We start from the raw sequence: 19494 nt of genomic DNA, 5'->3' as shown, positions 1-19494 counted from the left end.
CGGCCCCGGCTGCTGCGCGCGATGGCTGCTACGCAGCAGATGCTCCGCCTAGAGCGCCAGTTCGGTTTCCGCGATCGCCTCGATCACGCGGCATTCGGCCGCCCGGCCGCCTTCGCACGAGGTCGCGACGTCGGTCAGCGCCGAACGCAAAGTCTCGAGCCTTGCGATGCGAACCTCGATTTCGAGAAGATGCTCGCGCGCAATGGCGGCGGCTTCGGCGCAGTCGCGATCGGGCTGGTCCGAAAGCGCCAGCAGCGACCGAATTTCAGGGATCGAAAAACCCAACTGCCGGCCGTGGCGAATGAAGGCGAGGCGGCGAACGTCGGACGCTTCATAGCTGCGCCGGCCCGAGGCGGTGCGCAGCGCCTCGGGCAAGAGCCCGATCTCCTCGTAAAAGCGGATCGTGTTGACCTTGGTGCCGGTCTGCCGGGCAAGGTCGCCGATCGCGAGCCTTTTGGCCATAAATCTCTTGATCCTCCAGTGACTGGAGGTTGTATAGGGCGATCCAGTCCGGAGTTGAAGGCGTGAAATGGAACGCCATGGCAGCGGCACGGGGATGAAGACGCGATGACAGCAGGTTCTGAAAGTGGCGATGGCTGCGGCTGCACGGGCGACCCGGTTCGCGCGGAAAAGGATCCAGCCTATCGTCGCGCCCTGTGGATTGTCGTGCTCCTCAATTTGGGGTTCGGCGCGATCGAGATCGTCGGCGGCTTTATCGCCAACAGCCAGGCGCTGAAGGCCGACTCGCTAGACTTCATCGGCGACGGCACGATCACGCTCGCGGGGCTGGTGGCGATCGGCTGGACAGCACTGGCACGGACCCGCATCGCCTTCGCGCAGGGGCTGTTTCTTCTGACGCTCGGGCTCGGCGTGATCGGGGTCGCGCTATGGCGCGCGCTGACCGCCGTTCCGCCCGAAGCCGAACTGATGGGCGCCATCGGCATCGTCGCGCTGCTCATCAATCTCACCTCGGCCGCAGTCCTCTCGCGGTTTCGCGAAGGCGACGCCAATGTCCGCGCGGTATGGCTGTTCAGCCGCAATGATGCGGTCGCCAATGTGGCGGTGATCATAGCGGCTGGCCTCGTCGCATGGACCGGCCAAGCCTGGCCCGATCTGGCGGTTGCGGCCATCATCGCCGCGCTCTTCCTTCATTCGGCTTATGAAATTCTGCGCAGCGCTCGTATCGAGTTGCGAGAGTTATCGACTGTGGCCGGGCAATAGGACCCATGCAGCCCGCTCGCCGCTTTCGCATCCTGCTGATCCTGCTGGCCGCCATCGGCGGGCTTGCCGTGCAGACGGCGGAGGCGCGCAGCGCTGCCGACGAAGTCCAGACCATCTGGCGCCTGCTGGATTATCTCGCCGTCGATTATGGCGGCGCGGTCGCGAAGGGCGAGGTGACGAGCACGGTCGAATATGCCGAGATGACCGAGTTTTCGGCCACCGTTCGCAAAGGCATCGCGGCCCTCCCGGCGTCGCCCGCGCGGACAGGCCTTGTCGCCGAAGCGGGGAAACTCGAAGCGGCGATCGCATCGAAGTCCGACCCCGGCAAGGTGGCCGGCCAGGCGCGCGGACTCGCGGCGGACCTGCTCGCAGCCTATCCGGTGCCCCTCGCCCCGCGCAAAGCCCCCGATCCGCTGCGCGGCGCCCAGGTCTATCTGGAAAATTGCGCCATTTGTCACGGCGCGCGCGGCGATGGCAATGGGCCTCAGGCCAAGGGGCTCGACCCTGCTCCTATCGATTTCACCGATGCCGAACGCGCCCGCAAGCGCAGCCTGTTCGCACTCTATCAGGTCATAGGCCAAGGGCTCGAGGGCACGTCCATGCCGAGTTTTGCCCATTTGCCGTCGGACGACCGCTGGGCGGTAGCAGCCTATGCCGGTGGATTTGCCTTTCGCGATGTTTCGACGGGCCGACGTATCTGGAACCAGACACCGTCCGCTCGCGAACTCGTCCCCAACCTGCAGGCCTTCACGAGCCTCAGCCCCGAAGCACTTGGTCACACGCTCGGACCGGAACAGGCCGATGCCATCACGGCCTATTTGCGCTCCGACCCCAGGGCACTGAGCACCGCCTCGCCCGCAACGCTGATGGTTGCACGCGATAAATTGGCGCAAAGCCTCGCCGCGTACCGCAAGGGAAACCGGGACGATGCAGGGCGCCTGGCGCTGTCGGCTTATCTCGACGGTTTCGAACCGATCGAGCCGATTCTGACGACGCGCGATGCGGCGCTGATGGCGCGCATTGAATCCGTGATGTCCGATTATCGCGTTTCCATCGCGCGCGGCCTGCCGATCGACGCGGTCGCGGGCAAGGCCGCCGCTCTCGAAACACTCTTCGCCGATGCCGAAGCCGCTTTGTCTCCCGATGCCGCGAGCGATGCATCGACCTTTGTCGGCGCGCTGACCATATTGCTGCGCGAGGGTCTCGAAGCCCTGCTCATTGTCGTCGCGATGATCGCTTTCTTGCGAAAGGCCGAACGGCCCGAAGTCCTTTCCTACGTCCATGGCGGCTGGATCGCAGCGCTGGTTGCCGGCGGCGCGACCTGGGCCATCGCGACCTATGCAATATCGATTAGCGGCGCGAACCGCGAGTTGACCGAGGGATTCGGCTCGCTCTTCGCGGCCGTGGTCCTCGTCTGGGTCGGCATCTGGATGCATGGCAAATCGCATGCGGAGAGCTGGCAGCGCTATATTCGCGAAGCGATGGGCAAGGCGCTTTCGCGCCGCTCGGCCTGGTTCCTGTTCGGGCTGGCGTTTCTTGTCGTGTATCGCGAGGTGTTCGAGACCATCCTGTTTTTTGCAGCGCTTGCCACGCAAGGCAGCGGCGGTGCGATCGCCGCCGGAGCCGGAACGGCACTGGCGATCCTCGCGGTGATCGCATGGGTCATGCTTCGTTACAGCCGGGTCCTGCCAATCGGGAAATTTTTCGCCTACAGTTCCGCTCTGATCGCGATCCTGGCGGTCGTCCTGGCAGGCAAGGGTGCCGGCGCGCTGCAGGAAGCCGACCTTCTAGGCATCACGCCGCTCACCCATTTCCCCCGCTTCCCGGCCCTGGGGATTTTTCCCTCGCTCGAACCATTGCTGCTTCAGCTTCTCGCGCTAGCGATCCTCTGGATCGGCTATCGTTACAACAGCCAGCAGCATCGCCGGATCGCGGCAACGCACGGCCAATAAGCGGAAGTCTCGACGAACTTTTCGCCCTTCTCCCCGGCCGGGCGATCGCTTTACCAAATAGCGCCCCGAAGCCGAGGGTTCACCCCGAGCCCGTTACGCAGACCCGACAGACCTGCTATCGAGATCCAATGCCCGAAACGTCCAACTGGAACGGCCGACTTCGCCTCGGGGACTATTATGCTCTCTGGTCGGGTTCCGTCGGCGACGCCGCCGTCCACCGCCATTTTGCCGCACAGGCGGTCTTCTGTACTGAGCCGCTTACGGTGATCGACGCCGACGGCGCGCACCGGTCGGGTCATTGCCTGCTCATCGAACCCGATATGGTGCATCGGCTGCTCCCCGCGCCCGCGGCAGAACTATGGTTCGCCGAGCCGACGACAGGCTTCGGCCCGCCTGTGGAACTGAGCAGCCGGCTACTCGGATGCGATCCCGTTCATGTCGCGAAGCCAGGACAGCCCTCCTTCTGGAAGAGCTGGTTGACGCGAGGCGCGCGCGCGCCGCTCGATCCGCGCATCACCCGCGCCGCCGCCTCGATCGACCGCCTGATTCCAATGGGTTCGGTGCGTCTCGCTGACGCGGCGGAGGAGAGCGGCCTCTCGCTTGGCCGTTTCCGGCATCTCTTTGCCGCAGAGATTGGCATGCCCTTCCAGCGTTATGTGCTCTGGCGGCGGTTGATCATCGCCTTCGACGCATTGGGCGCTCGCCGCAGCGCGACCGAGGCCGCGCACTTGGCCGGGTTCAGCGATAGCCCGCATTTTGCCCGCACGATTAAGGCCATGTTCGGTATCCGGGCAAGCGACCTCTTGATCGAATCATAGCCTCTCCGTTCAAGCCGGTCCGTGACGGTGGCGGTTAAAGAGGCGCCATGACAAATGCAGACAGAGATTTCGTCCCGGCACTTGGCAAGAGCGGATCGCTCGAACGCTACGACGCCGCTATCGCCCTCATGACCCGTGAGAAAAGATGGCGGAGCGATTTGCTTCGCCTCACCGCGCCGCAGCCGGACGAGCGGATCGTCGATATCGGGTGCGGCACGGGGACGTTCGCGATCGCCCTCAAGCAGGCGGCGGCCGGGAGCGTGATACTGGCAGTCGATCCCGATCCCGCCGTGCTCGACATCGCCCGTGAAAAGGCCAAGGCTGCGGGCGCCGACATCATCTGGTTTGAGGCGATGGGCGACGAGCTCGACGAAATTGAAGCGCTGCAAGGCAGCGACAAGATCGTTTCGAGCCTCGTGCTGCACCAATGCCCGATGGACGTCAAACAGGCGATAGCGCGGCAGATGCACCGCTTGCTCAAACCCGGTGGCGCGCTCTTCCTGGCCGATTATGGTGAGCAGCGCTCGCTGTTGATGCGAGCGCTATTCCGCCAGATCCAGTGGCTGGACGGCTTCGAATATACCGAACCCAACGCAAAGGGCTGCGTCCCGGAACTCCTTACAGCCGCAGGCTTCGAGGCGGTAGAGGAGATGAGGGTCATCCCGACTCCGACTGGCTCGATTTCAATCTATCGGGCGAAGCGGTAGCTCGCTCGCCCAGCACGCCGAGTCACGGCTATCCGCGCCAGTGACGGCCGCGGTGGTGGTGGTGCGTCCGGCGCTTCTGATAACGCCGCTCGTAACGGTCTCGCCGCTCATAGCGGCGATCATAGCCGCGGTAGTGGGGATCGTAGCCACGATAGCCACGGTCGTTGCCATAATAGGGCACGCCGTGACGCGAGGAGCGATAGTCGCGGTCGTGGCCACGCGGCGCATCATGGCCGCGGTTGTATCCGCCGCGATCGCCATGGTGCTGGGCAAGCGCCGTTCCGGGGAGCACGAAGGCGAGCATCGCGGCCGCGATCGTGATTAGTTTTCGCATGTCAGTCTCTCCATTTTGTGGCGTTCAAACTCCCCCTTCATGCTTGAATGCGCTGTGAATATTGGCTCCGATGCTGCCGATCGGACGGTGACCCGGCGTCTCCATGCGACAGGCCGATGGCGGGAGAGACAGTATCGCGCTGCATGGTGGGCACCCGTCCCGCGTGGACGAAGCGGGACGGGTGCGGGCCCTCATTTGCCCTTTGCCAGTACCGCGGCCTGGACTCGGGCCTCGACCTGTTCGGGGCTCGGCTGGACGAGCATCTCGCCATTGACGAAGAAGGTCGGCGTGCCCCGGACGCCGACCGCACGCGCGTCGGCAATGTCCTGCTCCATCCAGGCCATCGCATCGGTTGTCGGCATCGCGCGCGCCTTCGCGACATTGAGGCCGGCCTTCTCGGCGGCCGCCCAGGCACCGTCCATCTTTCCGTCGTGCCATTCGGGCTGCGCTTCGAGGAGCGCGGCCGTCACCGGCTCGAGCTTGCCCTGGACGCGGGCGGCTTCGAGGATCACGATCGCCTCGGCCGAGCCGGGGTGCAGCGGCAGGTAGCGCATCACGAGACGCACATCCTTGGGATATTTGGCGACGATGCCCTTCACCGTGGGATAGAAGGCGCGGCAGGCCTCGCACGACGGGTCGAAAAATTCGACGATGGTGACCGGGGCATTTTTCGGTCCGATGATCGGCGAATGCGGGCGAATGAGGCTGTCGACGGGCCCCGCCACGACCTTCTTCGTGGGTTCGCCCTCGGCGGTTCCGCTGTAGAGCATCGCGCCGCCGGTGAAGGCGAGTGCCGAAACGACAAGCGTGGCCACCACTCCGATACGTCTGTTCATGATTTCAATCTCCTTTGAAAGTTGAGCAAGAGGATAAGGATCAGCGCGAAAGCGGCGAGCGACAGGAGGGGCAGCGGCACGCCTCCAATCGCCATGCTCTCTCCCGAGCAGGAGGGGCCGCCGGTGCAGGGGACGACCGGGGCCGGAATGACGCCGACGTAGAGCAGGCTATGATAGAAAGCGACGAGACCACCGCCCGCAGCCAGCGCCAGCCCATAAGGAACGATGGCGCGGTCCGACTTGAACGCCGCGATGCCCAGAATGATCGCAAGCGGGAACATGAAGCTACGCTGGAACCAGCAGAGGTCGCACGGCGCCTGGCCCATGACCTCGCCGACGAAGAGGACGGCCAGGCTCGACAGGAGGGCGATTGCCCAGGCCGCGCCGAGCGGACGCCATTTGTGCGGCGCGAGCAGCGGAAAGCTCGTCATCGCCGGCCACCTTTGAACTTGGACTTGGGCCGTCGCGGCGGCGGTGGCGGCTTGCTGTATTTGGACTTGAGGTAGCTGAGCAGGATGCCGTCGATCGACGCGATCATTCGCTGGAAGCTGGTCTTGATGCCGGGAAGCCGGAGCCAGGCAAAGGGCCCGCGGCAACGATAGCGGTGAACGAACTTCGTCCCGCTCGCCGTCGGCGTCAGGATATAACTCTCCTCGAACTGGAGGATGAAGCTCGGCTTGACGTCGAGTATCAGCTCCTCGCCGGGGCGCGCGGAGAGCACCGCCGCGGAGACTTCGAGAAACTTGGGCTTGTGCGGATCCATGCGCATCGAATAGTGGATCGCGATCGGGTCCTCGGCAAGCTGCTCGATCCGGACATAGGGATTCCAGATACGGTGGTTCTCGAAATCGCCGAGGACCGCCCATATCTGCTCCGGACTATAGGGGAGGTCATGCTCCCGCTCGAACTCCATCAGCTTCACTCCTCTATCGATCGGCCGCCGGGCTTTGCCCCGCGCCGATGTCGGTGACGCCCGCAGGCGATGGGTCGGCGTGCGCGCCGCCCGTTGTGAACCAGCGGCGCAAGCGCGGGGCCATCCGGCGTTCGAAGCCCGCCGCGAGGCTGAAGGACGCCGGCACGATCAGCAGTGTCAGCATCGTCGACAGGATGAGCCCGCCGATCACTGTGACCGCCATCGGCGCGCGCCATGCGCCGTCGCCGGTGAGCGACAGCGCGGTCGGGATCATGCCCGCGACCATCGCGACCGTGGTCATCAGGATCGGCTGCGCGCGCTTGTGTCCGGCGTCGACGATCGCCTCGTCGCGCGGCACCCCGGACGCCATTTCCTCAATCGCGAAGTCGACGAGGAGGATGCTGTTCTTGCCGACGATACCGAGCAGCATCAGCACGCCGATGAAGACGGGAAGCGAGAGCGGATAGCCCGTCAGCAGCAACGCGACCGCCCCGCCGAGCGGGGCGAGCAGAAGCGAGCCCATGTTGACGAAGGGCGGGATGATCTTGCGATAGAGCAGGATCAGGACCGCCAGCACGAGGAATATCCCCGATACGACCGCGATCGCGAAGTTGCGCAGCATCTCGGCCTGCCACTTGGCACTTCCGAGGACCAGCCGCGTGACCCCGGCGGGCAGCGTCTTGAGCGCCGGCAGCGCCTCGACCTTATCCATCGCCTGACCGGTCACGAGACCCGGAGCAAGGTCGGCCCCGATGGTGAGCTGGCGCACCTGGTTGGTGCGATTGATCTGGGTGGGGCCGGCGCCGAAGCCGATCTCTGCCACAACCAAGAGCGGCACCGTTCCCCCGTTCCGGGTCGGAACCGGCATGTTGCGCAGCGTATCGAGCCGCTCGCGCGCGGTTTCCGCAAGCGCGACGCGAACGGGGATTTGCCGGTCGGACAGCGAGAATTTGGCGCTATTCTGGTCGATCTCGCCAAGCGTCGCGACGCGGATCGACTGGCTGAGCGCCTGCGTCGTCACGCCGAGCTGCGCCGCGAGCGCGAAGCGCGGGCGAATGACGATCTCGGGCCGCTGGAGATTGCCCTCGACACGCGGCGAGCGGATTTCGTTCACGCGGGCCATTTCGGCAAGCAGCCGGTTGCCGACATCTTCGAGCTTTTTCGGGTCGTCGCTGCCGAGCGTGATCGAGATGTCGCGGCTGCTGCCGCCGCCGCCGCCATGCTGCGACTGGAAGTTGATGCGGGCATCGGGAACCTGCGCGAGCCGCGGCGCACGGTCCTTTTCGAACTCGGTCGAGGTCAGCTCGCGATCCTTGCGCAATTTCAGATAGACCGTCGCCGTGCCGACATCGATCCGCGACAAGGCGGATTCGACGAGCGGGTCGCGCTTCATGAGATCGGTCACCTCGTCGGCCACCGCCTCGGTTTGTTCGAGCGTTGCACCCGGGGCGAGCTGGATGGCGACGCGGCTCGTGTCGGAATCGATCGACGGCTGGAAGGTCATCGGGAGCAGCGAGAAGCTGAAAATGGTCGCAAAGAGCGCCAGCACACCGATGCCGACCACCCAGACGCGATGGTCCTTGATGTAGCCGAGCCATTTCCAGCGCCCGCCGCGCGCATGCGCGGCAGCGGCCCCGCTAGTATCGAGGCTCCAGCGCAAGATGCGCATATAGGTGTCGATCAGCGGGCCCTCGCCATGCTTTTGCGGACCCTGCGCAGAGAGAAAATAGGCAGCGAGCATGGGTGTGATCATGCGCGCGACCGCGAGGCTCATCAGCACCGCGGCCACGACCGTCAGCCCGAAATTCTTGAAATATTGCCCGGCGACGCCCGGCATCAGCCCGACCGGCAGGAACACCGCGACGATCGTCATGGTTGTCGCGAGCACCGCGAGGCCGATCTCGTCGGCGGCGTCGATCGAGGCCTGATAGGCGGATTTGCCCATCCGCATGTGGCGCACGATATTCTCGATCTCGACGATCGCATCGTCGACCAGCACGCCCGCAACAAGGCTGAGCGCGAGCAAGGTCATCATGTTGAGCGAGAAGCCCATGAGGTCCATGAACAGGAAGGTCGGGACCGCCGATAGCGGGATGGCGAGCGCCGAGATCAGCGTCGCGCGCCAGTCGCGCAAGAAGAGGAAGACGACGACGACCGCGAGGATCGCGCCCTCGACCATCGCGTTGATCGCCGAATGATATTGGCCTTTGGTATATTCGATATCGCTGAACAGCTCGGTGAATTTGACCTTGGGATTCTCCTTCTCGAGTTTGCGCAGCTCCTCGACCGCCGCGTCATAGACGGTGACATCCGAGGCGCCCTTCGCGCGCTCGAAGCCGAAGGTCAGTACCTGCCGTCCGTCCTGCTTCGAGACCGAGCGCTGCTCGGCGTAGAGATCCTTGACCTCGGCGATATCGGCGAGACGCACGGTCCGGTTCGTGCCGACCGAAATCAGCGTCTCGCCGAGGGCGTTGGCGCTGCTCGCATTGCCGAGAATGCGGACCGCCTGCTCGGACCCCGCGACCTCCATCCGGCCGCCGGCCGCATTGACATTGAGCTGGACGAGCTGGGTGTTCACCGCTGCGGCGGTGAGACCATAGGCGCGCATCCGCTCGGGGTTGAGGATGACGCGGATTTCGCGGCTCACACCGCCCCGTCGATAGGCGTCGCCCATGCCGGGGACTGCGATCAGCCGCTTGGCGACAACATTGTCGACATACCAGCTCAATTCCTCGAGCGTCATGTCGGTGGCCGAAGCCGACCAATAAGCGAGCGTGTTGCCCGAGGTCGAGAGGCGGATGACCTGCGGCTCGAGGATGCCGTTCGGCAGGTTGCTGCGGATCTGGGTGATCTTGTCGCGGATGTCGGTCACCGCTCGGTCGATCGGCGTGCCGATCGCGAACTGGACGAAGGTCTGCGACTGGCCTTCGGTAACCGTCGAATTGAGCTCGTCGATCCCCTCGATCGTCCGCACCGCCGCCTCGACACGCTGCGTGACCTGCGTTTCGAGTTCGGTGGGCGCGGCGCCCGGCTGGGCGATGATGACGATGGCACCCGGAAAATCGATGTCGGGATCGCTCTGGACCCCCATCATGAGGAAGGAGACGATGCCCGCCACCGTCAGACCGAAGAACATGACGAGCGGCGGGATCGGGTTCCGGATGGACCAGGCCGAGATATTCTTGAAGTTCATCCTCTCTCCCCCTTCCGGTTCGATCCTGCCGCGACTGTGCACCCTCAGCCCATGCTGCGATCGCGATAGGCGAGCAGGCGAAGCGCGTTGGCGACGACGACGAGGGTCGAGCCTTCGTGCGCCGCGACCGCCGCACCGATTCCGAGCCCGAAGATCGTCGCCGGCACGAGGACCACGACGACGCCGAGGCTGACCACCAGATTCTGGCGGATGATGCGGCGCGTCTGGCGGCTGAGTCCGATCGCGAACGGCAGATGAGCGAGGTCATCGGCCATCAGCGCGACGTCGGCGGTTTCGAGGGCAACATCGGACCCCGCGGCGCCCATCGCGATCCCGACGGTGGCGCTCGCCATCGCCGGTGCGTCATTGACGCCGTCACCGACCATGGCGACCGGCTGCTGCGCCTTGAGGTCGCGAATGGCGTCGACCTTCTGATCGGGCATCAGGTCGCCCCAGGCCTCGTCGATCCCGACCTCGGCGGCAATCGATTCCGCGACCTTCTGGTGATCGCCCGAAATCATGATCATCCGGCCGATGCCGAGCTCGCGCAGTTTGGCGATCGCGGTGCGCGCCGCTTCGCGCGGCGTGTCCATCAGACCGATCGCGCCAAGATCGCGGTCGCCCATACGAACGACCATCGTCGTGCGGCCCTGCTCGCGGAGGCCGGCGATCGCAGCCGCCACTTCGCCGCCGATCGGCGCGATGCCGTCGGCACCGAACATTTCGGCCTTGCCGATCAGGACGGTTTCGCCCTCGACCTTTGCCGTGACGCCGCGACCCGTCAGGCTGTTAAGGTCGTCCGCCACCGGTACGCGCGTCGACGTCAGCATGGCCTCGCCATCGCGCGCGATGGCAGCGGCAAGCGGATGATCGCTCAGCCGCTCGACCGCCACCGCGATCCGCAGCAGTTCCTCCTTCGGCACGCCGCTGGCCGGCAGGACGTCGGTGATGCGCGGCTTTCCTTCGGTGAGCGTTCCCGTCTTGTCGAACGCCAGCGCGGTCAGCGAGCCGAGATTTTCGAGCGGGCCACCGCCTTTGACCAGCACGCCGCCGCGCGCCGCACGCGCAACGCCCGACAGGACGGCACTCGGCGTCGCGATCGCGAGCGCGCACGGGCTTGCCGCGACAAGGACCGCCATGGCGCGATAGAAGCTGTCGCGGAACGGCTCGTCGACAACGACCCAGGCGAAGAGCAGGACGAACACAAGCGCGAGCACGCTCGGCACGAAGATGCGCTCGAACTTGTCGGTGAAGCGCTGGGTCGGCGATTTCTGCGTTTCCGCCTCGCTCACCATCTTCACGACCTTGGCGAGCGTGGTATCGGCCGCAAGACGGGTTACCGCGATCTCGATCGCGCCATAGCCGTTGATGGTGCCCGCGAAGACGCGATATTTTGCGTCGAGTGCATCGGGCTTTGCCGCGGCCTGCGCACGATCGGCCACCGGTTCCTTGTCGACGGGGACGCTCTCGCCGGTCACCGGAGCCTGATCTATCGCCGTGCGGCCAACGACGACGAAGCCGTCGGCGGCAAGACGCTCGTTGGGCTTGACGATGACGGTGTCGCCAATCGCCAGCTGCTCGACCGGGACTTCGCGAGCCGTCCCGTCGGCATCCTTCACCGTCGCGGTCTGCGGCGCCAGCTCCGCAAGCGCCTCGATTGCGCGCTTGGCGCGGCCCATGGCATAATGTTCGAGCGCATGGCCGAGGCTGAAGAGGAAGAGGAGCAGCGCGCCTTCGGCCCACGCACCAAGCGCGGCAGCGCCGGCCGCGGCGACGAGCATCAGCGTGTCGATCTCGAAGCGCTTGAGCTTCAGATTCTCGATGGCCTCGCGGACAGTGAACCAGCCACCGACGCCATAAGCGGCAATATAGAATGCGAGCGGCACCCACTCCGGCGCCGCGGCGAGCTTCTCGATCGCAAAGCCGATGCCGAGGACGAGACCGCACAGCAGCGCGAAGATCAGCTCGGTCCGCTCGCCGAAGATGCCGCCATGATCATGGCCATGGTCGTGGCTATCCTCGCCCGTATGGCCATGTTTGTGATCTGGCCCATGCGCGTGATCCGGACCATGGTCATGGCCATCATCGCCATGTTGGTGGGCGGCTTGTGCCGGGGCAGCCGCGGCGACGGCAGCCGATTTCTGAGTGACGCCCATATCCGAGAGTGTCTTTCTGATCATTTCGATGGAGGTCTCCGAGCGCTGGAACTCGGCGCGCAGCGTACCGGCGGCGCCGACTTCGGCCTCGATCACGCCCGGCATTTCGCGAAGCTTCAGTCCGATCGTCCGCGCGCGACGGGCGTGGCCGACGCCTTCGAGGTCATCCCAGAAGAGATGCTGATACTGGCCGGTGAGCTCGGCACCGGCGCTGCGCGCGAGCTGCCGCACGCGTTCGAGCGGGAGAATATCCGGACGGTAATGGATGCAGAGCTGTGGCGGCGAACCGTCGCTTGAGCGGACAACATGGACCTTGTCGACGCCTTCGCGTCCTTCGAGTTCGCTCGTCAGGCGCGCGACGCAGCGGTCGGCGGTATCGGCGACTTCGGGGAGGAGAAGCGGAATATCGAGCCGCAACTGGTCACTCATGATGCCATCCCTTTCTGTTGGCGGTCGGCAATGCGATCCGGGCGCATGTTAAACGCGCGGCAGGATGAGGTGCGGGAGCCATTGCGGGATGCGACCCGGCTCCCGCACCTCCCTGACAGCCGGAAATCCCTGCCCGTGGTGAGGGGGGCGATTGAGAGGGGCCTCCGACGGCCAGGTTTCGAATTCAAGATCATGCGCGGCGCCCGCTTGGCCGCGCGTAGCGGGACTGAACTGTCGTGCGACGGAGTTGCTGTTCGAGCGCCATGTTCGAGCGCTTGAGAAAAACGCTGCAAACCCGCCGCAGAATGGGATAGCCGAGCCATGAGAAGAGACCCGCGCATTCCAGGCGATGGGTAACCTCCACCCCTTGGCCGAGCTTTTCGAGCCGGTAGCTCTCCTCGATGACGAGCAGCCCGCGCGTGCCTGTCCGCCAGGAGAAGCCCGTCAGCCAGTCGAGGCCGGTTATCCGCCCCTCGGATGCAAATTCCGGACCCCGCTTCCCGCGCGGAGAATAGACATAGCCTACGCGCTCATCATCTCCCGGACGATCGGTGAAACGGAGCGTCGGATGCCAGTCGTCGTACCGCTCGATATCGACGAGCAGTCGCCAGACCCGCCCGATCGGGACCGGCAAGCGGAGCGAGGTGCCTACCGAGAACATCGGAGACCTCCTCGCTCGCGCGAGCTGGTCCGCGACGCAGGCCGGGGACCTGCGCCGCGGTGTAGACCGGCAAGATGCCGGTCAGCTCTGAACATCGGGGGGCTCCGCGGCGGATTTCCCGCCGAGGATTTCGACCGCTTCGAGCGTGATGAGCCCGATGTCCGGTATTTCGGTCAGCTGCGCCGCAAAGTCGCGGAGCCGCTGCTCCTCGTCGATGATCTCGATCACGACCGCCCGGTCATTCTCCAGCGCATGCTTGCGGTGGAGATGCGCCGAGCGACCGAAACCGAGAACCGCTTCGAGCACCGTAACGCCTGCCAGCTTTTGCTGGCGAGCGAGTTCGGAAATGAACTCGAAGACCCGCTGATCACCGAAGAAGGCGGATTCATCGGTGTAGATGCGCAAGAGCTTGGATGCTTTTGTCATGACAGTCTCTCCCTATTCCGTGACCGGCTGGACCGCCGACTCCGCTTTTCGCTTGAGGAACTTCGGCTGCCAGTTCGCCCCGAGGACGACTTTTGCGATCGCGGGGAGAACGAGCAGCGTCAGGATGGTCGCCGCGATGAGGCCGCCGATGACGGTCGTCGCGAGCGGCTTTTGGACTTCGGCACCCGTGCCGGTCGCGATCGCCATCGGCACGAAGCCGATCGCGGGCACGAAGCCGGTCATGATCACCGCACGCATCTTCTCGGTCATGCCCTCGCGGATTGCCTCCGTGAGCGGGACATCATTCTCGAGCCGCTCGCGGATCGCCGTCATGACGACGAGACCGTTGAGCACCGCGACGCCGGCAAGGCAGATGAAGCCCACCGCCGCCGACACCGAGAAGTTGATGCCCGTAAGCGCGAGAGTGAACACCCCGCCCGCGAGGCCCAGCGGCACGGCGAGGAACACGGCGGTCGCGCGTCCGAAGGTGCCGAGCGCCATGTAGAGCAGGATGAAGATGCCCGCGAAGCAGAGCGGAACCACGATGGAGAGCCGCTGCGATGCGGCCTGCAGGCTTTCGAACTGCCCGCCCCATTCGAGATAATAGCCCGCCGGGAGCTTCACATTGGCGATCTTCGCCTGCGCTTCGGCCACGAAGGATCCCGCATCGCGGCCTTCGAGGTTCACCTGCACGACGACGCGCCGCTTGCCATTTTCGCGGCTGATCTGGTTGAGCCCTTCGGTCAGCCGGATCTGCGCCACTTGCGCGAGCGGTATTTGCCCGCGGTTCCCGCCTTCGGACGGGAGGAGGACAGGAAGTGCGCGGATGTCGTCGAGATTGACGCGGGTCGCGTCGGGGACGCGCACGGTGATGTCGAAGCGCCTGTCGCCCTCATAGAGCAGGCCGGATTCCCGCCCGCCGAGCGCCGCCGACACCGTATCGGCAACCTCCTGTACCGAGAGACCGTAGCGCGCGATCGCATTGCGATCGAGCTTCACGTCGAGCGTCGGAGCGCCGCCCACCTGGTCGGCCTTGACGCTGCCCGCACCCGGTATGCCCTGGAGCACGCGCACCATCTCGTTCGCCGCGAGCGACATCTTGTCGAGGTCGTCCCCGTAGAGCTTGATGGCCACGTCGCCGCGAACGCCCGCGATCAGTTCGTTGAAACGAAGCTGGATCGGCTGGCTGACTTCATAAAGCTGGCCGAGCTGGCCGCCAGCGGCTTTCTCGATACGCTCGACGACATCGGCCTTCGAATCGACACCTGCCGGCCACTGATCCTGGGGTTTCAGGATCACGAAGCCGTCGGAGATGTTCGGCGGCATCGGATCGGTCGCCACCTCGGCCGTACCCGTCTTCGAGAACATCAGCTCGACTTCGGGCAGGCTCGAGATCGCCGTCTCGACGTTGCGCTGCATGACCAGAGACTGTTCGAGGCTCACCGAAGGCACGCGCGTCGAGGCAAGCGCCATATTCTTCTCGTCGAGCTGCGGAATGAATTCCGAGCCGAGCAGTCCGAACGCCGGGATCGCAAGGACGAAGAAGGCAAAGCCGCCGGCGATGAAAGCCCACGGCTTGGCGAGCGCCTTGTCGAGCAAGGGCAGGTAGCGCTCCTTCGACTTGCGGATCGCCCAGACTTCCTTCTCGGCAACCTTGCCGCGAATCATCAGCGCGACAAGCGCCGGAACCAGGGTGATCGCGAGAATGAAGGCCGCAACGAGCGCGAGCATGATGGTGATGGCCATCGGCGAGAAGGTCTTGCCCTCGACGCCCGTGAACATCAACAGCGGCGCGAAGGCGAGAAGGATGATTGCCTGCCCGAAGACGGTCGGTTTAATCATCTCCTGGCTGGCGCGCATCGTCTCCTCGAGACGTTCGCGCAGATTGAGCAATCTCCCTTCATGTTCCTGCCGGTGCGCCAATCTGGCGAGGCAGTTTTCGATGATGATCACCGCACCGTCGACGATCAGACCGAAGTCAAGCGCGCCGAGGCTCATCAGGTTACCGGGCACCCGGAAAGCATTCATGCCCATCGCCATCATCAGGAAGGAAAAGGGGATGACGAGCACCGCGATGATCGCGGCGCGCCAGTTGCCGAGCAGGAAGAAGAGCGCCGCCGCCACGAGCAGCGCGCCTTCCGTGAGGTTCTTTTCAACCGTCCCGACAGTCGCGTTCACGAGCTTGGCGCGGTCTAGCACCACCTTCACTTCTACGCCGGGTGGCAGGGTCTTCGACACCTGCGCGAGCTTCGCCGAAACATCCTCCGCAACAGTGCGGCTGTTCTGGCCGATCAGCATGAGCACGGTGCCGATAACCGCCTCCTTGCCGTTCATGCTGCCCGCACCGGTTCTAAGGTCGCCGCCGATCTTCACATTGGCGAGCTGTGCGACGGTGACCGGCACGCCCCCGCGTGTCGCGACGACGGCGTTGCGGATTTCGTCGACCGAGCGAACGCGCGCATCGACGCGCACGAGATAGGCCTCGCCGGCCCGGTTGTAATAGTTGGCACCGACCGCAAGGTTGGCGCGTTCGAGGGCTTCGCCCAGTTCGCTATAGGAAATGCCGTAGCTGGTGAGGCGGGTCGGATCGGGTTCGACCACGAAGGTCTTGGCATAGCCGCCGATCGAGTCGACGCCGGCGACGCCGCCCACCGACTTCAATTGCGGGCTGACGATCCAGTCCTGGACCGTGCGAAGATAGCCCGATTTGGCGATCTCGTCGGTGAGGATATCGCCCTCGGGGGTCAGATAGCTGCCGTCGGGTTGCCAACCTGGTTGGCCCGCGACCTTCTTGGCGCCCTTCCCGTCGGGATTTTTGTAGCCGACGGTGTACATGACGACCTCGCCGAGACCCGTCGTGACGGGACCGATCTGCGGCTGGGCCCCGTCGGGAAGATTCTCGCCCGCCTGGAGAAGCCGTTCGCCCACCTGCTGGCGCGCGAAATAGAGGTCGGTTTCATCGGTGAAGATTGCCGTCACCTGGCTGAAGCCGTTGCGCGAGATCGAGCGTGTCGTCTCGAGCCCCGGAATGCCGGCGAGCGAGATTTCGATCGGATAGGTTACGAGCTTCTCGATTTCGACCGGCGAGAGACGCGGATCGATCGTGTTGATTTGCACCTGCTTGTTGGTGATGTCGGGAACCGCGTCGATCGGCAGCTTGGTGAGCTGCCATACGCCGAGCCCGGCTATCACGAGGAAGAGAAAAAGGACCGCCCAGCGCGCGCGGACGGATAGCGCCATCAGTTTCGCGATCACGGTTTATTCCTCCTCGCCCGCGCCCTTGCCGAGTTCGGCCTTGAGCAGGAAAGCGTTCTTGGTCGCGACGATCTGGCCCGGCTTCAGCCCGGCGAGGATTTCGACACGGCCCGCGCTGCGCTGGCCGACGGTCACCTGCTGCGCGCGGAAGCCGTCCTTCGTGCGGACGAACACCACGTCGCGGCCTTCGAGCGTCTGGAGGGCTTCGTCCGCGATCACGATACGGGCCGGCCCACCGGTTTCGGCGCCGCGGCTCGGAAGCAGCCGCACCCGGACCGCCAAGCCCGGCTGGAGCGCCCCGGGTACGTCGAGCACGGCGGTTGCCGAGCGCGTGTCGCCCGACAGGCCGGGCGTGACGGCGCGCACGCGGGCATCGATCGTCCGTCCGTCGGGAAGTTCGATGATCGCACGGTCTCCGGGCGAGAGCCGCTGGGCATCGGCCGGACCGACGGCGGCCTCGATCTGCACCTTGCTGGGATCGGCAACGCGGAACAATTCGGTTTCGGGCTGAACGAAGGCGCCAAGGCTGGCGTTCTCGGCCGTGATCCGTCCCGAGATCGGGCTTGCCACGATGACGCTGCTGCCATCGCGCGTGACCTGCGCGGCGCTCGCTGCGGCACGCGCGCGCTGCGCTTCGGCCGCGGCGGCCGCGGCTTCGGCTTGCGCCTGCTCATAGTCGACGCGCGCCGACACCTTCTGGTCGAACAGGGTCTTCTCGCGGTGCAGATTTTTCTGCGCAAGCGTCGAGCGCGCATCGGCAGCAATCCGTTCGGCCGCAATCTGGGCGGCGTCGCGGCTTTGCACGATGGCGATCGTCTCACCGGCGCTGACCGGATCGCCGAGCCGCTTGAAGAGACGGGTGACCGCGCCGCCCGCACGGGCGGTGACGATCGCCTCGCCGCTCGGCGCGGCGGTAACGGTCGCTTGCGAGAGGATTTCCGAACCGAGTCCGCCGGCGCCGATCGTCTCGACGCCGATTTCGGCGGCCTTGATCGCTTCGGGCGTGATGGCGAGGCTGCTCGGAAGGGCTTCGCTCGCCGCTTCCTTTTCGCCTTCGGCAGCCGGCGCGGCGGCCGGGTCGGCGGTGCAGCGTGCAACGCCGAAGCCCGTGACGGCAGCGAGTATCATGGCGCCCGCGACAGTGCCGAGGAGACGCTTGTCCTTGGTGATCATATTCTATCTCCGCTGTTGATGCGGTTCGCGCGCCGACCGGCGGCGCACCCCTGTTGACTTGGAAGGACGATGGCGAAGGCGCCTCCGTCCACTGGAAGGCTCGGCGCGCTCATGGCTGATGGTCCGCATCGCCGTCGGCGGCTGCCTGGCGCGAGAGGATGGCGCGGGCTTCGGCCCGGGCCTGGCGCGCCGCGATCAGCTCGGCTTGGGTCGCCGCATAGGCCTGCTGCGCGTCGATATATTCGACGAGCGAGGACTTGCCGGCGCGGTAGCTGAGTTCGGCGAGCCGGACACCTTCACGCGCCTGCTCGATGCCGCTGCCCTCAAGCGCCGCGAGGCGGGCTTCTGCGGCTTCGAGTTCGGCCTGCGCATTGGCGATCTCCGCCTGAGCATTGACCACCGCATTCTCGCGCTGCGCAATGGCGGCAGCGACATCGGACTTGGCCGCCGAGATGTTGCCGCGGTTGCGGTCGAAGACGGGGAGCGGCACGGAAACATTGGCGATCAATGCGCGATCGCCAGTGTCGCGAAGCTGACGCACCCCGAAGCCGACCGACGGGTCGAGCCGGCCATCGGCGCGCTGTCCCTGGAGCCGCGCTTCGGCAATCAGCTTCTCGGTTTCGGCCAAGCGAACGTCGAGCGTCGCGAGCGAGTCCACCGTCTCCGGTGCCACCCACATATCGCCTTCCATTAACTCGGCAGGCGGGACCGAGCTTCCGAGGAGCGCCGCGAGCGAACGCCGGGCGGTCCTTTCTTCGGCCTCGGCCGTGCGTAGCTCGGCGGTGGCCTGAACGAGAGCCGCATTGGCGCGGAATGCGCGGAGCGGCGGCTCGTTGCCGGTATCGACCATGGCCTGTGCCACGCGGACGAGTTCACGGGCACGCGCTTCATTTTCCCGTGCGAGCGCGAGGCTATCGCGCGCCGCGAGAGCGGTCGCGAACTGGTTGCGGACATCGAGCGCAAGATCTGCGCGTGCAATCTCCAACCTGTACTTCGCGGCCAGAAACTCGGCGTCGGCGAGCGTCATGCGCGCCCGGCGCCGGCCCCCGATATCGAGGCGCTGGTTTACCGAGACGGTCGTTTCGAGACCGTTGAGGCCCGAATAGGGGCCGGTGCCCGCGAAATTCTCGACATCGACATTGAGCGTTGGATTGTAGCGGTAGCCCGCCTGACGCTGGCGACCGCGGGCGGCCTCCACTTCGGCTTCGGCGGCAACCACGCGCGGCGAGCGCGCGTCGGCTTCCTCCATCGCCTGCGCGAGGGACAATCGAGCGGGAAGCGGGCCGGTACGCACGGCCTCGCCTGCGGAAGAAGGCGGTCCCACCAGCTCCGTCGCTGCCGACTGGGCAGCGGCGGGCGCGGAATTTGCGCCTGCAACGAGCGCCACGAGACTCGCGGCGACAACTATGGATTTCATGAA

General features: G+C 65.4%; 16 protein-coding genes. 4 read left to right on the top strand and 12 right to left on the bottom strand.

Features of this window, described 5'->3' with window-relative positions; translation table 11 throughout:
• Positions 1 to 48: 48 nt before the first annotated feature.
• Positions 49 to 462 (bottom strand): MerR family transcriptional regulator, encoded by a 414-nt coding sequence (locus tag ATE71_RS04635; protein WP_058802296.1) that lies wholly within the window; start codon positions 460 to 462, stop codon positions 49 to 51.
• Positions 463 to 567: 105 nt separating this feature from the next.
• Between ATE71_RS04635 and ATE71_RS04630 the strand changes: the two genes are divergently transcribed.
• The 4 genes from ATE71_RS04630 (at position 568) to ATE71_RS04615 (ending at position 4698) form a co-directional block, all read left to right on the top strand.
• Positions 568 to 1221, top strand: coding sequence for a cation transporter (locus ATE71_RS04630; protein WP_058802294.1), 654 nt, complete (start codon positions 568 to 570; stop codon positions 1219 to 1221).
• A gap of 5 nt (positions 1222 to 1226) precedes the next feature.
• A complete protein-coding gene (locus ATE71_RS04625; protein ID WP_058802292.1) occupies positions 1227 to 3173 on the top strand; it encodes a cytochrome c/FTR1 family iron permease in 1947 nt (648 codons plus the stop codon).
• Positions 3174 to 3301: 128 nt separating this feature from the next.
• The gene (locus ATE71_RS04620) at positions 3302 to 3991 is read left to right on the top strand and encodes an AraC family transcriptional regulator (RefSeq protein WP_058802290.1); all 690 of its coding nucleotides are present in this window, start codon (positions 3302 to 3304) and stop codon (positions 3989 to 3991) included.
• A gap of 47 nt (positions 3992 to 4038) precedes the next feature.
• The gene (locus ATE71_RS04615) at positions 4039 to 4698 is read left to right on the top strand and encodes a class I SAM-dependent methyltransferase (RefSeq protein WP_058802288.1); all 660 of its coding nucleotides are present in this window, start codon (positions 4039 to 4041) and stop codon (positions 4696 to 4698) included.
• A 28-nt stretch (positions 4699 to 4726) separates the two neighbouring features.
• Here the strand turns inward: ATE71_RS04615 and ATE71_RS04610 are convergent, their stop codons facing one another.
• The 11 genes from ATE71_RS04610 to ATE71_RS04560 form a co-directional block, all read right to left on the bottom strand.
• On the bottom strand, positions 4727 to 5032 hold the full coding sequence (locus ATE71_RS04610) for a hypothetical protein (RefSeq protein ID WP_058802287.1): 306 nt from the start codon (positions 5030 to 5032) through the stop codon (positions 4727 to 4729).
• A gap of 191 nt (positions 5033 to 5223) precedes the next feature.
• On the bottom strand, positions 5224 to 5868 hold the full coding sequence (locus ATE71_RS04605; protein ID WP_058802284.1) for a DsbA family protein: 645 nt from the start codon (positions 5866 to 5868) through the stop codon (positions 5224 to 5226).
• On the bottom strand, positions 5865 to 6299 hold the full coding sequence (locus ATE71_RS04600) for a disulfide bond formation protein B (RefSeq protein ID WP_058802283.1): 435 nt from the start codon (positions 6297 to 6299) through the stop codon (positions 5865 to 5867). The genes ATE71_RS04605 and ATE71_RS04600 overlap by 4 nt, the downstream gene beginning before the upstream one ends.
• Entirely contained in the window at positions 6296 to 6781 is a 486-nt protein-coding gene (locus ATE71_RS04595; RefSeq protein WP_058802281.1) for an SRPBCC family protein, read from the bottom strand. The genes ATE71_RS04600 and ATE71_RS04595 overlap by 4 nt, the downstream gene beginning before the upstream one ends.
• Positions 6782 to 6794: 13 nt before the next feature.
• Positions 6795 to 9974 (bottom strand): efflux RND transporter permease subunit, encoded by a 3180-nt coding sequence (locus ATE71_RS04590; protein WP_058802280.1) that lies wholly within the window; start codon positions 9972 to 9974, stop codon positions 6795 to 6797.
• Between the two features lie 44 nt (positions 9975 to 10018).
• Entirely contained in the window at positions 10019 to 12559 is a 2541-nt protein-coding gene (locus tag ATE71_RS04585; RefSeq protein WP_058802277.1) for a heavy metal translocating P-type ATPase, read from the bottom strand.
• A gap of 190 nt (positions 12560 to 12749) precedes the next feature.
• Positions 12750 to 13220 (bottom strand): SRPBCC family protein, encoded by a 471-nt coding sequence (locus ATE71_RS04580; protein ID WP_003046490.1) that lies wholly within the window; start codon positions 13218 to 13220, stop codon positions 12750 to 12752.
• A gap of 81 nt (positions 13221 to 13301) precedes the next feature.
• The gene (locus ATE71_RS04575) at positions 13302 to 13646 is read right to left on the bottom strand and encodes a DUF190 domain-containing protein (RefSeq protein WP_003046493.1); all 345 of its coding nucleotides are present in this window, start codon (positions 13644 to 13646) and stop codon (positions 13302 to 13304) included.
• A gap of 12 nt (positions 13647 to 13658) precedes the next feature.
• Complete coding sequence (locus ATE71_RS04570; protein WP_152998645.1) at positions 13659 to 16901, bottom strand: efflux RND transporter permease subunit; 3243 nt, start codon at positions 16899 to 16901, stop codon at positions 13659 to 13661.
• 3 nt (positions 16902 to 16904) lie between these two features.
• Positions 16905 to 18074 (bottom strand): efflux RND transporter periplasmic adaptor subunit, encoded by a 1170-nt coding sequence (locus ATE71_RS04565; RefSeq protein ID WP_058802275.1) that lies wholly within the window; start codon positions 18072 to 18074, stop codon positions 16905 to 16907.
• A gap of 109 nt (positions 18075 to 18183) precedes the next feature.
• Positions 18184 to 19491: a TolC family protein gene (locus ATE71_RS04560; RefSeq protein WP_152998644.1), complete on the bottom strand. Its 1308-nt coding sequence runs from the start codon at positions 19489 to 19491 to the stop codon at positions 18184 to 18186.
• Positions 19492 to 19494: the final 3 nt, after the last annotated feature.

It is taken from the genome of Sphingopyxis sp. H115, assembly GCF_001468465.1.
Classification (GTDB): Bacteria; Pseudomonadota; Alphaproteobacteria; order Sphingomonadales; family Sphingomonadaceae; genus Sphingopyxis.
This window is presented reverse-complemented; position numbering and strand designations above follow the sequence as displayed.